The sequence below is a fragment of the Kitasatospora sp. HPM-01-4 genome, from assembly GCF_051374625.1.
Lineage (GTDB): Bacteria > Actinomycetota > Actinomycetes > Streptomycetales > Streptomycetaceae > Kitasatospora.
The window spans coordinates 1,035,160-1,048,852 of the sequence record NZ_JBPQGP010000005.1 but is presented as its reverse complement, the minus strand read 5'-3'; the positions used below and the strand labels follow the sequence as shown (position 1 = coordinate 1,048,852).

The window sequence follows — 13,693 nt, the reverse complement described above, 5'->3', positions numbered from 1 at the left end:
GGCATCAATTCCCCGTACCGGTACGGTTGTTACCGAGCGAGCCGGTCGAGTGCGGCCCTGACCACGCCGTCGGCGGCGGCCAGCGCGGCGCGGGCGGCCTCCGGGGTGGCGCCGCTGAGCAGCCCGACCAGCGCCGGCTTCAGCTCGCCGTCGGCGGCCCGCAGGGCGGCGCGGCAGGTCTCGTCGTCGGCGCCGGTGGCCTGGACCAGGATGGTCAGCTTCCGGCCGACCAGCTTGGCGTTGGTCGCGGCCACCTCCGTCATCAGGTTCGACCAGGTCCGGCCCAGCCGGACCATCACCGCGGTGGAGAAGCCGTGCAGCACCAGCTTCTGCGCGCTGCCCGCCTTCATCCGGGTCGAACCGGTCACCACCTCGGGCCCGGTGTCGGTGCAGACATGGAGGTCGGCCAGGTCGGCGAGCGGCGCCTGCGGGTTGCAGCTCACCAGCACGGCCGTCGCCCCGGCCTCCCGCGCGGCCGCGAGCGCGCCCGCCACGTACGGGGTCCGCCCGCTCGCCGCCAGCCCGAGGACCACGTCGCCCGGCCGCAGCCCGGCCAGCGCGCGCCGCCCGTCCGTCTCACTGTCCTCCGCACCCTCCACCGCCCGGGCCAAGGCCTGCGGGCCGCCCGCGAGATGAGCGGTGAAGCGGCCCGGTTCGAGCCCGTAGGTCGGCGCGAGCTCGGCGGCGTCCAGCACGGCGTAGCGGCCCGAGGAGCCGGCGCCGACGTAGTGCACCCGGCCGCCGCCGAGCAGTGCCGTCACCGCCGCGTCCACCGCCTCGGCCAGCACCGGCAGGGCTCGGGCGACGGCGGCCGGAACCCCGGCGTCGGCCGCGTTGACGGCGCGCAGCAGATCGAGGGTCGGCAGCAGATCGATCTCGGTGGTGGCCGGGTTGCGGCGCTCGGTGGGCGGCAGGGCGGTCACGGTGCCTCCGTCGGTGGGCGGGTGTCCCGCACGATACTGCTGACATCACGTCAATCCGGCCAGACCCCCGCCCGGTCTCCGGCGAGCCGGGAGGCCGCCGAGGTCCGGGCCCCCGGCGGAGGCGGTCCTGGAAGAGATCCGCCGGGGGGAGCCTCTCGTGCCCGAAGTGTTGCAACTTTCCCACGGTGGGCTTGAGATGAACGGACGTGCGAACGAAAGCGGAGGACGAGCATGTCGACAGTCGAGCGGGCGCGGGAACTCCAGGACGAACTGACCGAGTTGCGTCGCGCACTGCACCGCGAGCCCGAGCTCGGGCTGCACCTGCCGCGCACCCAGGAGAAGGTGCTGGCCGCACTGGACGGCCTGCCGCTGGAGATCAGCACCGGACGCTCGCTCAGCTCGGTCACGGCCGTCCTGCGCGGCACCGGCGGCCCGGGCGGCGCGGTACTGCTGCGCGGCGACATGGACGCGCTGCCGATCCAGGAGACCACCGGGCTGGACTACGCCTCCCGGACCGACGGGCGGATGCACGCCTGCGGCCACGACCTGCACACCGCGGGACTGGTGGGCGCGGCCAGGCTGCTGTGCGACCGGCGCGAACAGCTCAGCGGCGACGTGGTGTTCATGTTCCAGCCGGGGGAGGAGGGCTTCAACGGCGCCGGTCTGATGATCGAGGAGGGCGTACTGGACGCCGCGGGGAAGGAGCTCGACGCCGCGTACGCGATCCACGTGTCCGCGGGCCTGCTCCCGAGCGGCCTGGTCTACGCCCGCCCGGGTGCCATGATGAGCGCCTGCGACGAGCTGCGGGTGACCGTCCACGGGCTCGGCGGCCACGGGTCCTCGCCGCACCGCACCAAGGACCCGGTGCCCGCGGTCTGCGAGATGGTCACCGCTCTGCACGCCCATGTGACCCGTACCTTCGACATCTTCGACCCGGTGGTCGTCTCGGTCGGCCGGCTGAGCGCTGGCGTCAAGAGCAACATCATCCCGGAGAGCGCCGAGTTCGCGGCCACCGTCCGCAGCTACTCGGAGGAGAACCGGGAACTGCTGCGCACCGGACTGCCGGCGCTGGTCGAGGGCATCGCGCGGGCGCACGGTCTGGACGCCGAGGTGGAGTACGACGTGCTCTACCCGGTGACCGTCAACACGCCCGAGGAGACCGGCTTCGCCCTGGACGTCGCGCGCGAACTCTTCGGTCCGGAAGGGGCGTCCCTCGCGCCCAACCCCATCAGCGGCTCGGAGGACTTCTCCCTCGTGCTGGAGCGGGTGCCCGGCGCCATGCTCTTCCTCGGCGCCATCCTCCCCGACCTCGATCTGCGGACCGCCCCGGGGAACCACGCGCCGTCCGCCGCCTTCGACGACGGTGTGCTGTTCCGGCAGGCCGCGCTGCTGGCCGATCTGGCCACCCGCCGCCTGGCGGGCACCGCCGTGTGACGGGGCGACGGGTGCGGGGGCGCCGGCCAGGCGGTGAGGGGCGGCTCCGCACCCGGTCAGAGCGTGTCGACGAGCCGGAAGCGTTCCAGGACCACCGCAGTGGTGTCGTCCACCGTGAAGCCGGGATCGTCCAGTGCCGCCCTGAGCTCGGCGCTGTGCCAGTACTCCTCGTGGGCCGCCCGCCACTCGGCGACCGTGGTGTGGCCCTCACCCTCGTCCACCGCGTGCGCCAGGTCCACCTCGGCCAGCGGTACCACCCGCACGTCCGTCACCTCGATCACGGCCACCGGGCGGTCGGCGGAGTCGACCACCGCGAAACGCCGGCCCGCCTGCGGCAGTGGCTCGTCCTCGTGCTCGTAGTCGGCCAGCAGACCCGTGGTGGAGGTCTTCGAACCGTCCAGGATCGCGCCGACCAGGCGGTCGCGGAGCGGGCCGGGGAAGGCGAAGTACGCCCTGGGCAGCGCGGAGACGTCCGGAGGGAGCGGCTGATAGTTCGTCACGTTCGCCACGGTAGCCCCCGGGCCGCCGCAGGTCCGAGCGGATTTCCGCGTGACCCCGGCGCGGTCCGCTCGTTGGGGAGGGCATGAAGAAGCGCAGCATGCTCGCCGTCGCCTCCCTCGCCGTCGGGGTGGTCGCCTCGCTGACGGCACCCAGCGCCCACGCGGGCTCGGCCGAAGCCGCCGCCTCCGGCGCCCGCGGTACCGGCATCACCGCACCCGACAGCGCCCCGCTTCCGGACCGGCCCGCCGACGGCGAGGCCGAAAGTGGTACCGGTCGGTAGACGGAAGGGCGGTACCGTACTGCAGCTGACGTACAGTCGGATCGTACCGATCACGCTGACGGCAGGGAGACGGACCATGACGGCACTCACGGTGGGTTTTGTCGGGCTCGGTGGGATGGGGCGCGGTATGGCCGCCAACCTGATCCGCTCGGGCTTCTCCGTGCAGGTGTGGAACCGCTCGCCGGAGCCGGTGAAGGTCATGGTCGAGCAGGGTGCGCGGGCCGCCGCCGACCTGGCCGAGGTCTTCGACAACGAGATCGTCATCTCGATGCTCGCCGACGACAAGGCGGTCGAGTCGAACCTGCTCGACCCGGGACTGCTCGGAGGCGCCCGGGCCCGGCTGCACATCAACATGGCCACCGTCTCGCTCCCGCTGGTCCGCCGCGCCGCCGAACTGCACGCAGAGCACGGGATCGGCTACCTCGCGGCCCCCGTCCTGGGGCGCACCGACGTGGCCGAGGCCGGCAAGCTCAACATCCTGGTGGCCGGCCCGGACGAGCTGGTCGAGCGGGCCGAGCCGCTGTTCGCCGCGATGGGGCAGCGCACCTGGCGCTTCGGCAGTGAGCCGCACCAGGCCAACGCCGCCAAGATCAGCACCAACTTCCTGCTCGCCTGCGCCATCGAGTCCATGGCCGAGGCGACCAGCCTCGGCGAGGCCAACGGTGTCAAGCCGGCCGACCTGATCGAGCTGATCACCAACACCGCCTTCCCCGGCATGGTCTACTCCGGCTACGGCTCGATGGTCGCCGAACGCCGTTACGAGCCCGCCGGGTTCCGCCTCGTCCTCGGTCTCAAGGACGTCAACCTCGCGCTTGAGGCCGGCGCCGGGCAGCACGTCCCGCTGCCCTTCGGGAGTGTGCTGCGCGACGCGTTCCTGGACGCCATCGCCCACGGCGACGCGGAGCGCGACTGGTCGGCGGTCGCCGAGGTCGCCCGCCGCCGGGCCGGCCTGGACTGACCCACCGCCCAGGCGCGGTCGAGCGGCGGCACCGCGCCTGGCCCGCACCCGGGCGCCGCTGCGGGAGCTGGGAGGCGACCACTGTGCACGGCTTCACGTCACGGCGGACACTGTTCACGGCCGCGCTCGCCTCGGCGGCCGGTACCGTCGTACCAGCGCTCCACGCCGCCCCCGCACTCGGCAGGACCATGACCCGCTCACCGATGCCCGAGCCCGAACGCCCCAGGTACCCGGTGGAGTACCACGCCTGGACCACCGCCGCCGACTGGTGCCGGGGCGGCGGTCCGGGAGTCGGAGTGATGGACGGAGACCGTCCGGGCGTGGCCATCACCACCCCGGTCGGCACCGTCGACTACCAGGACCCGCACACCGGCACCTCCTCCCCCTGGGAGTACGCCACCTGGACCTCCCCGGTACGGGAGTTGGCCACTCCCGCCACCGAGCTGGTCGCCGCCTGGAACGCCCACACGCCCGTCGGCACCTGGATCGCCGTCGAACTGCGCGGCGGCTACAGCGACGGCGGGACCACCCCCTGGTACGTCATGGGCCGCTGGGCCGCCTCCGACCAGGACGTTCGCCGCACCTCCGTGGACCACCAGCAGGACGGCCGGAGCCGCATCTCCACCGACACCTTCGCCATCGACGCCCCGGACAGCGGTCTGCGCCTGGTCTCCTACACCCTGCGCCTGACCCTCTACCGCCGACCCGGTAGTGAACTCACGCCCACCGTCCGGCGGTTGGGCGCGATGGCCTCGGACCTGCCCGACCGCTTCGAGGTGCCGGCCTCCGTGCCGGGCGTCGGCCGGGGCCGCGAACTGGCCGTCCCGCGCTACTCGCAGGAGATCCACAAGGGGCAGTACCCGCAGTACAACAACGGGGGAGAGGCCTGGTGCAGCCCCACCTCCTCCCAGATGGTCATCGAGTACTGGGGCCACCGCCCCACCGTCGCCGACCTGTCCTGGGTCGACCCCGCCTACCCCGACCCCCAGGTCTGCCAGGCCGCCCGCGCCACCTACGACAACCAGTACCGGGGCTGCGGCAACTGGCCCTTCAACGCCGCCTACGCCGCGACCTACCACGACCTCCAGGCCGTCATCACCCGCCTGGCCTCCCTGACCGACCTCGAACGGCTGATCCACGCCGGGATCCCGGTCATCACCTCCCAGTCCTTCCTCAAGTCCGAACTGGAAGGCGCCGGTTACGACACCGAAGGCCATCTGATGGCCGTGATCGGCTTCACCGGGGACGGCGACGTCATCGCCAACGACCCCGCCTCACCGGGTGACGACCAGGTGCGCCGCGTCTACCGGCGCCGCCAGTTCGAGAACAACTGGCTCCGCACCAGGCGCTACGACGCGAACGGGCAGGTCGCAGGGGGTTCGGGAGGCGTCTGTTACGTCTACTGGCCCACCAGGTCGACACCAGGTCAGCAGCGGGCGCTCAGGGACGTGGGGATCAGCTGACGAGGTGTCGGCCGACCGCCGTCCCGACGACCGGCGGCAGCGGTCGCCGCCGTCCCGGGTGAGGTGGCCGTATCGGTCCACGGTGACCGTGATGACAGGCTCTTGCGGCCAAGGTGCGGAACCACGTGCAGGCGCATGGTGCGCTCGTAGGACTCTGTGGTGCCGGCGGACATGCTCTTCGCGTTCAGCCACTCGGCAGCGTAACGGTGCAACGGCACCTTGCCGGCGGTCGGGTCGACATAGACGTTCTCGCGCTTGTCGTTCTCGACTTTGATGGCGAAGTCCGTCGCGTCCTTCTTCCGGTCGAAGGACTTCTCCCGTTGCCGAGGGGATACTGGCTGCCGCGCTGCCGCTGGCCGAGCGGCTGACGATCGAGCGGGCGCTGCTTACCTGCGAGGATACGAACACCACGTCGCCACGCGTGATCAAGAGCGATGGCCGGTGGTACATCGACCGATTGGGAAGCAAGCGAAGGTACCGGGGGGCGACTGCATGCTGACCGTACGAATGAACGACCGCGCGGCGGGGCTGTTGCGCCCGCCATTCGGGGTGGACTTGGCGCCAGAGCTGAGGCAGTTGGCCCGACGCGGAATCGTCCAACGAGCAGGCGCCGTGATGTTCGCCGGCCGACAGGAACGGCCAGGGCCGCAGCAACTGGGCGACCTCACGGGGTGGGAGTGCGGGGTCAACTGCTTCCATCTGGAGGACCTGGTGCCGGTGCGGGTGCGGGTGGCGGACGGGCAGCCGGCGATCGACGCCCACTGCCAGCGCGAACTGCTGCAGCAGGGGCTAACCCTGGGGTGGGAGCTGTGTGACCTGGGCCGGGGGCTGCCGGAGCCGGTCGCGTTGCGGTGCATCGCGAGCGTCAGTGGCAGCAGTGGGACGTTCCGCTTCCACCGGATCCGGCCGGGGGAGGAGTGGCTGCACCCGGATCTGGACGGGTACCTGCTGGATCGGTTGGTCGTGGTGGAGAGCTCGCCCTGACGGACGGTGAGTCGGCGGGCATGATGATTCGGATGAACCGGCACATGGGTCACGGCCCACCAGCGGCGATCAGCAAGATCGTGTTATGAGTTCGAAGGGAACGCCAGCGTGTTCACAGTGGTGACCGCCGAGTGACCACTGACACGCTCCTCCGCCGGCGGCGATGGCAGCCGGCAGCGCTGGAGCGGGGGCGCAGGGCCGCGGGCTGAGCGGCGTCGAGAGGGTCGCCCGGGAGCGGAGTCCGCTGCAGGGCCGTGGAGCACTTCGAGTGCGGGGAGAGGAACCCGGACCGCGAGAAGCCCGCAATCTCAGCGCTTCCTGCGCGGATGGCGACAAGTGCCCTGCATCCCTTGGCAGTTCACTCACATGACGCTCAATGACCCAGAACCCCCTGGTGTTTCGGATCAGTAGCACGCAGGTCGGTATGCCCGTGGTAGAACGAGAGTGGCTGTGCAGGTCATCCAGCATTACAGGGCCCGCGAGTTGATGCGCAATGTCGACAACCTGTGCGCAGTGACTGCGCGAATCCGCGTCGTGGTGCGCACTGGCCGCGGACCACGACGGACGGTTGGTGTTCCGGCTGCTGCGGCGACGCATTGGCCCGCTGGCTGGTGCGCGTCGCGTTCGAAAACCTGAATGCGTCGGCTTGGGCGGTTCTGGAATCATGCCTGGATGCCTCACCATCTGGAATCCCTGGTCGTCCGGCACGCTCACCGCCTCCCTGTGCCCTCCGGACCCGCCGGCCAGGGCGGCGTCGCAGCGCGGCAGTTCGACGCCGCACTGATGTCTGTAGGCTTCAAGCTGTCGACCGCCCTGCTGGAGCACCTGCCGAGCCTGTCGGAGGAGACGGTGCTCGACATCGCCGCGCGCACCCTGGGCACCGTCCGCGAGATGGTGGGCGACCATGTCCGGCACAACGTCTACTTCATCGACTTCCCGCTCAACGTGCCGGACACGTTCGAGTTCTGGACACAGTGCATCGCCGAGGCGCTCGCCGACGACGCCTCGCGCGAGGGCACGCTCGCCCGGCTCCGCACCGGGGTGGTCGACCTGCTGGCCCTCCCCTCGTACGGCGACTACCAGCACACGTACGCCGAGATGCTCGCCGCGCACGACGAACTGATCGGTGCCGTCGGCGACCGCCTGACGGTCCTGCACCTGGGCGGCACCCCGGAGAACGAGATCACCGCCCTGTACCTGGCCCTGGCGGGCAGCCCCACCCCGCTGGGGGAGGGGGGCCTGCGCGACCTCGGCTCCCTCGCCGAGCACTGCGTCGACGGTCCCCAGCCCGAGGCAGTCCCCGTCCGGGAGAACCGCGCCATCGTCAACCTTGCCCGCCTCCACGCCGGCGCGGACCTGCTGCTGGACACCGTCACCGATGTGCTCCGCCTGGCCTGCGCACTGTCGGGCGGCGACGTGACCCTCGCGGCACCGACCCGGTTCCGGGTGCTGCCCCGACCGGTCCGCCGCGCCCTGCTCGCCGGCCTCGACGCGGTGGTCGCGGCGGCCCCCGCCAAGCTCGCCGACGTCACCGCGCACCGTGAGGCCTTCAAGCGCCTCGGCGAGCGCCTGCACCCGCACGAGTACCCGCGCTGGCCACACGCCTGCGACGTGTTCGCCGTCGCCCGGGGCGAGAAGAAGGCTCGGTCCCTCGACAGCCAGGTCGAGGAACTACTCGGCGCGAATGACGTCATGGCGGCCACGAAGCTGCTGACCACGGCCCCGGGCAGGCTGTTCCGTTCTCTGGACCGCCTGCTGCGCGCCTGCCGCACCCAGGACGAGCGCGACGCGGTCTCGGCCGCTGCCGAGCAGGTCGCCCCGCAGATCTCCGGCCGAATACTGCTGTCGGCCCGCGAGCACCTCCAGAACCGCACCCAGGGGCGCGGTGCGCGCCGCGTCTTCGTCAACCGCCGCGCCCGCGCCTGGGTCACCGCCGACACCCGCCCACCCATGCCGGGCGCCGAGCGCAAGCGCCTGATCGCCGCCCTCGACGCCGAGACCCGCCGCCGACTTCCGGAGCAGCCCGGGCATCTGCTGATCGACCCGGACATCCTCGATGTCGCGCTCCCGCTCAGCGGCAAGGCCACGGCCGCCGGCCTCGGCGTGCTGCCGCGTGGCTCGCTCTCCCCGGTCGACGGCGAACTGCTGCGGTTCTTCGTCTACTGGAAGCAGGCGAGCCAGCGAACCGATTTCGACCTGTCAGCGCTGATGCTGGACGCCTCGTACCGGAACCCCACCTGGCTGTCGTACACCGCCCTCACGTCGGTCGAGGGCGAGCACTCCGGCGACATCACCGACGCGCCCGACGGCGCCTCGGAGTTCATCAACCTGCGTCTGGGCGCCGTGCGCCGTACCTTCATCGTCCCGCAGGTCAACATCTACGCGGGGGAGGGCTTCGAAGAGGTCGAGGAGTCGTTCTTCGGCTTCATGCTGCGCGACGCCGAGCAGCAGGGCCGCCCCTTCGAGCCGCGCACGGTGCGTATGAAGTCCGAGCTGCGCGGGCCGGGCCGGGTCGCGCTGCCGCTGGCGTTCCTGCGCGGGCGTGACGGCAGCTGGCGCGCCAAATGGTTGCACCTGTACCTCCAGGGCAACCCGGACGCCAACCGGGTCGAGGGAAACCGTGTGTCGGTCGCCACGCTGCTGCGTGGCATCGTCGAGCGCGACTACCTCACGGTCAGGTACCTCGTCGACTTGATGGCTGACCGCGCCACGGCCACCACACTGTGGGACGGCGAGACGGTCCCGGCCGGCCCGGTCACGTACATCGGCCTGGACCGCCCGGACGGACTGCACCCGGATTCCCTGACCATCACTCCAGAAAATCTGCGCGACCTGATCCCCGGCTGACTGCTACCGTTGGCCCCGGCGAGGCCATGAACGGACTTCCTTCTCATTCCTCTCTGAAACTAGTCCCTTCGCTTTCCTCGCCCTCGAGATCACGCCGGGGTGCCATTCGGCATCCCGGCGTCGTCGTCTCCCGGTCCTCGCGTGGCCCCGACCTGAGACCCGAGCCTTCGTGGGCCGCGAGGTCAGCATCGGTGTCGGAGGGTGAGCAGGTCGCCCTGGAGGCAGGCGAAGGCCTTGCCGTGGGCCTTGAGGGCGCGTTTGCCGAACATCGCACTGGCGGTGGTGCCGCGTGGGGTGTTCACTCACAGCGGCACTTTGACGCTTCAGCAGCCCTGATTGCGCGCTCAGCACCGACGTAACGAGTGCGTGTCAGGCGGGGATTCATGAGTTTCCCCAGGAAGCGTTGCGATTCAACTCGTTGACCCTACAAGCAGTCACTTGGCGTCGGTCAGGTAGCACGACACCCCCGAGGGTCGGTCGGGCTCCCGCAGATAGGTGCGGTGGATCGCGCCGGGGATCCATTCGTCTCGTAGGTCGATTCCGCCGGATTACGGGCGGGAGCCGCCGGTCGTGGCTGTCATGTCTCGGAGGAGGCCGGGTCGTGCGCACCCTGGCGCGGGATGGCTGTAGGCCCCGCGCTTCGATGGGCACTGGGTCCTGTGGGAACGCGCGATTCCACGCCCGATGGGCACTGATTCTGTCGATGCCGCATGGGCAATCGGCGCGCTCCGACAACGGCAGCATTCGTCGGGCCGGGGTCGGCCGAGTATCGCGGACGGTCAGGCTGGGGGCTCGGATGCTCCACGGCGTTTGGAGCGCCGGTGGAGGACGGCGGCAGCGGCAAGGGCTGCGGCGATGCCTGCGGCGATCGCGGCGGTGACCAGGCCGGCGCCCTGGAGGTGGGCGGTTGGCGCCCGCGGGGCGTCGGTTGTGGTGGGGGCGGACGTGGTGGGGGCGGACACTCGCGGTGGAGGAGCTGGCGGGGTCATGCTGGCTGAGGCGGTGCTTGCGACGGCGGAGGCGTCTGTTCCCGGCGGGGTGGTGGCCGGGCTTGCGGAGGATGGGGCCGGGGCGGACGGAGGGGCAGTGGGGGACGGAGGGGCGGTGGGGGACGGAGTGGGAGAGGCTTTCGCGGGGGTGACCTCGAAGGGGGCGACGGTGTTGTCCTGGCCTGCGTTCAGGGTGCAGGGGACGTCGACCCGGCCGGGCCCGGCCAGGTTGCCGTCGGCGTCCTTGGGTACGAGGTGGAGGGTGAAGTTGCCGGCGGTCACGCGTCCGGTGCCGGGGCGGGTGAAGGAGAGCCGGGGCGCGTTGCCGGTGGCGGGGATTTCGAAGGCGCCTGAGGCGGGGACGGCGGTGCGGGTGATGGTGAGGTGGACGGGGACGGCGGTCTCGTCCTGCGGGGCGAGGACGCGGGTTTCGGCGTCGACCGAGCCTTCGATGGTGCGTACCCCGAGGACGTAGCGCAGGCCGAGGGTGAAGGGGGCCTCGACGGTGGCGGCCGCCTGGATGGCGAAGGCCGGGCTGGACTCGCCGGCCGGCAGGGTGGCCGGGATGTCCGCGGAGATCCTGGCGGTGATGGCCTGTCCGCCGATGGTCGGGAAGACGCAGGTGTAGTGCAAGGTGGGGGTGGCGGGCCGGGCGGCCGCGGGGGCGGTGGCGAGGGCGCCGACGAGGGCGGTTGCGGTTGCGGCAACGGCCGCCCGCCGGGTGCGCCTGCTCGGGCGGTGCGTACGGGATTCGGCGCTCATCGTGCCCCTTCCGTCGAGTGGTTGCGTCGGCGCTGTCCGCGGCCGTGGCGCTGCTGGTGGCTGCGGCTCAGGTGGCTCTGGATCCAGGCGTGGCGGAACTGGTAGACCGCGCCGACCTGGCGGAGCACGCCGCGCTGGTGGGCGTCGTCCAGGAAGGCGATCAGTGCCCAGGGCAGTTGGCCCGTGAGCGGCAGCCAGATGCGGGCCAGTGCCACCCACTGGCCCCAGGCGGTCAGGCTCAGTCCGTAGCCGAGCCCGGCGCCGAACGCGCCCTCCAGCCCGAACACCAGGCCGACCTCGAAGCCGCGCAGCGGCCCGTACACGATGCCGTTGAGCAGGCCGACGCAGATGCCGAGGACGAGTGCCCAGGTGAGCAGGTGGTAGGCGACGTTGCGGCGGTCGATGTGCAGCAGGTCGGCGGGACTGACGACGGATTCGGTGCGGACCGGGGCCTCGAACAGGGCGATCAGGCCGAAGACCAGCCCGGTCGCGAGGGCGATCGGCGGAATGAACAGTAACCCGGCGGCGGCTCCGGCGCCCTGTCCGTCGGCGAGTCCGATCGGGGTGACCAGGCCTTCGTCGACCAGGATGAGCAGCGCCATGCCGGCTGCTCCACCGCACAGGCCGATCAGGAACCGGGTGCGGGCGTTGCGGCGGGTTGTCGGGGTGCCGGTGCTGAGTCGCATGCGGACCGGCGAGGGGCTGAGGGCGGCGCGAGCGGAGGCGTGCCAGTAGACGAGCCCGAAGAGCGTGCCGGCGGCGAGGCCGTGAAGGACGCCGACCAGCAGGCCGCGGACGACGGCGAACCGGAAGCTGTGCGTGGTGGCGACAAGGTCGACGGGGAGGTTGCCGATCGCGGTGGTGACGCCGAAGGCGACGCCGGCCAGAACGGCGATGATCACGGTGCGCGAGGTGCGGCACATACTGGTGCCGACCTCCCACCAGGTGAGGTCCTGTCGTTCGCGGCCGAGCCGGGTCAGGTGGTCGGCGAGGTGTCCGAGCCAGCGTTCGGCGCGTTCCGCGTCCCACGATCCGGGCGGGCGGTGGGCGGTGTCGAGCCGCTCGGTGGGACGGGGGCGGTAGACGGCGGGTACGAACCCGGCCAGCAGGTGCTCCTCGATCGCCTCGGGGTCGGGGAAGCGGGCGGTGTCCAGGAGTTCACCCGGCCGCCGTTCGGGGTGGTCGCTGTACATGGTGCGGGCGAGGGCGATCATCAGCGGGGTGCTCAACGCGGCGGCGAGGTTGGCGCGGCCGGCGCTCTCCGCCGTCCGGGCGGGATCGAGGACGGCCTCCCAGGTCGCGTCCTGCCCGTCGGTGTCGGCAGGCCCGGGGAAGGCCGGGTCGGTCCGGGGCAGGTAGCCGCGCAGATCGTCGATGTCGAGGTCGCGCAGTTCCAGGACGACGGCGGCGGCCAGTGGGGCGTGGGCCGTTCGGACGGCCGCGGTGAACTCGGCGTGCCGGCTGGTCAGGACGAGCGGCAGCCGGGTGAGGTTGAGTGCTTCGAGGGCCGGGGCGCGCAGGCCTTCGGCGAGTTCGTCGAATCCGTCGAGGACGGGAAGGACGAGGTCGTCGTCGAGCAGGTCCGCGGCCAGTGTCTTGCCGCTGGGGACCCGGCGGGCCAGGTGCGGGTAGTCGCGCAGCAGTCGGCCGATCAGCCAGTCGCGCAGGGCCACGGTGGTCGGGTCCCAGGCGCCGAGGCTGAAGATCACCGGCACGCGTTCGTTGCGGGTGCGGGCGTCCAGCAGGTCGAGGGCGAACCGGACCGCCAGGATCGACTTGCCCGATCCGGCCCGGCCGAGGACCACCAGCCGGCCCGATGGCACGCGCCGGTAGATCTCGGCGACCCGCCGCAGGTCGCCGCTGAGGTCCGGTTCGGTGCGGGCCTCCCCGGGGGCAAGCAGGTGGGCGTTCGCCGACTGGTCGGCCACCCCCGTCGGCACCTGCTGCCAGCGTACCGGCAGCGCGAACGGGTGGTGCACCCGGTGCTGGGCCTCCTCGCGGCGCCAGCGCTGCCGGCTCTCGCGGGCCAACTCCTCGGCGGCGTCGGCGAGCGGGCCATGGTCCCGGGGCGGCGGCGGTGGTTCCGGTGGGGGCGCTGGGGCTTCCGGCGCGGCCGGGCCGGTGCCGCCGCCGAGGGCGCTCAGCCGGCGCCGGTCCTCGGGGCTGGCGTCGAGCGCGTCCGCGATGCGGTTGATGGTGCCGAGCCGGTGGTCGAAGGATCGGTCGGTCTCGATCCGGCGGACGGTGCTCTCGCCGAGCCCGGCCCGCTCGGCGAGCTGGAACTGCGTCAGACCGGCCTGCTTCCGTAACTGGCGTACCAGTGCTCCGAGCGTCTCCGCCACGCCCCACCCTTCCCCCGGGGATCCGAATACAGCCTACCGCTGACGACCGGTCATATATGACCGGCGCTGTGACCTGTGCATTTGCCTGACGCGACGCCAGCATCGGCGGTGCGGACAACGGTTCCGCGGCCCCGTGGCGCACCCCGTTGCGTGGCCCGGGCCGCCCCGTCCGCGACACCAGTTGCGTGAACTTGAGGGAGGCGGTGTTTG

10 protein-coding genes are annotated in these 13,693 nt (G+C 71.8%); 6 read left to right on the top strand and 4 right to left on the bottom strand.

The annotated features are described in order from the left end of the window. Positions 1-29: 29 nt before the first annotated feature. Complete coding sequence (locus ACSMTC_RS04330; protein ID WP_436558301.1) at positions 30-923, bottom strand: N-acetylmuramic acid 6-phosphate etherase; 894 nt, start codon at positions 921-923, stop codon at positions 30-32. A 231-nt stretch (positions 924-1,154) separates the two neighbouring features. Between ACSMTC_RS04330 and ACSMTC_RS04325 the strand changes: the two genes are divergently transcribed. Then, complete coding sequence (locus ACSMTC_RS04325; RefSeq protein WP_436558300.1) at positions 1,155-2,357, top strand: M20 metallopeptidase family protein; 1,203 nt, start codon at positions 1,155-1,157, stop codon at positions 2,355-2,357. A gap of 56 nt (positions 2,358-2,413) precedes the next feature. On the opposite strand, the gene ACSMTC_RS04320 is transcribed toward ACSMTC_RS04325, so the two are convergent. After that, a complete protein-coding gene (locus ACSMTC_RS04320; RefSeq protein WP_436558299.1) occupies positions 2,414-2,857 on the bottom strand; it encodes an ASCH domain-containing protein in 444 nt (147 codons plus the stop codon). Positions 2,858-2,940: 83 nt separating this feature from the next. Here ACSMTC_RS04320 and ACSMTC_RS04315 point away from each other — a divergent pair, with 83 nt between their 5' ends. The 5 genes from ACSMTC_RS04315 (at position 2,941) to ACSMTC_RS04295 (ending at position 9,390) form a co-directional block, all read left to right on the top strand. Beyond that, positions 2,941-3,138: a hypothetical protein gene (locus ACSMTC_RS04315; RefSeq protein ID WP_436558298.1), complete on the top strand. Its 198-nt coding sequence runs from the start codon at positions 2,941-2,943 to the stop codon at positions 3,136-3,138. A gap of 76 nt (positions 3,139-3,214) precedes the next feature. Continuing rightward, complete coding sequence (locus ACSMTC_RS04310; RefSeq protein WP_436558297.1) at positions 3,215-4,096, top strand: NAD(P)-dependent oxidoreductase; 882 nt, start codon at positions 3,215-3,217, stop codon at positions 4,094-4,096. Positions 4,097-4,179: 83 nt separating this feature from the next. Beyond that, entirely contained in the window at positions 4,180-5,559 is a 1,380-nt protein-coding gene (locus tag ACSMTC_RS04305) for a C39 family peptidase (protein ID WP_436558296.1), read from the top strand. Positions 5,560-6,174: 615 nt separating this feature from the next. Further along, the gene (locus ACSMTC_RS04300) at positions 6,175-6,543 is read left to right on the top strand and encodes a hypothetical protein (protein ID WP_436558295.1); all 369 of its coding nucleotides are present in this window, start codon (positions 6,175-6,177) and stop codon (positions 6,541-6,543) included. A gap of 672 nt (positions 6,544-7,215) precedes the next feature. Beyond that, a complete protein-coding gene (locus tag ACSMTC_RS04295) occupies positions 7,216-9,390 on the top strand; it encodes a TerD family protein (protein WP_436558294.1) in 2,175 nt (724 codons plus the stop codon). 779 nt (positions 9,391-10,169) lie between these two features. Here the strand turns inward: ACSMTC_RS04295 and ACSMTC_RS04290 are convergent. Next, the gene (locus ACSMTC_RS04290; protein WP_436558293.1) at positions 10,170-11,141 is read right to left on the bottom strand and encodes a DUF6801 domain-containing protein; all 972 of its coding nucleotides are present in this window, start codon (positions 11,139-11,141) and stop codon (positions 10,170-10,172) included. Further along, entirely contained in the window at positions 11,138-13,483 is a 2,346-nt protein-coding gene (locus ACSMTC_RS04285) for a helix-turn-helix transcriptional regulator (protein ID WP_436558292.1), read from the bottom strand. The genes ACSMTC_RS04290 and ACSMTC_RS04285 overlap by 4 nt, the downstream gene beginning before the upstream one ends. Positions 13,484-13,693 lie beyond the last annotated feature (210 nt).

What these genes read in the sequence shown, in the direction of transcription:
- ACSMTC_RS04325 (WP_436558300.1), top strand. Translation starts at nt 1,155, where the DNA reads ATGTCGACAGTCGAGCGGGCGCGGGAACTCCAGGACGAACTGACCGAG.
- ACSMTC_RS04315 (WP_436558298.1), top strand. Translation starts at nt 2,941, where the DNA reads ATGAAGAAGCGCAGCATGCTCGCCGTCGCCTCCCTCGCCGTCGGGGTG.
- ACSMTC_RS04310 (WP_436558297.1), top strand. Translation starts at nt 3,215, where the DNA reads ATGACGGCACTCACGGTGGGTTTTGTCGGGCTCGGTGGGATGGGGCGC.
- ACSMTC_RS04300 (WP_436558295.1), top strand. Translation starts at nt 6,175, where the DNA reads ATGTTCGCCGGCCGACAGGAACGGCCAGGGCCGCAGCAACTGGGCGAC.
- ACSMTC_RS04295 (WP_436558294.1), top strand. Translation starts at nt 7,216, where the DNA reads ATGCCTCACCATCTGGAATCCCTGGTCGTCCGGCACGCTCACCGCCTC.
- ACSMTC_RS04290 (WP_436558293.1), bottom strand. Translation starts at nt 11,141, where the DNA reads ATGAGCGCCGAATCCCGTACGCACCGCCCGAGCAGGCGCACCCGGCGG.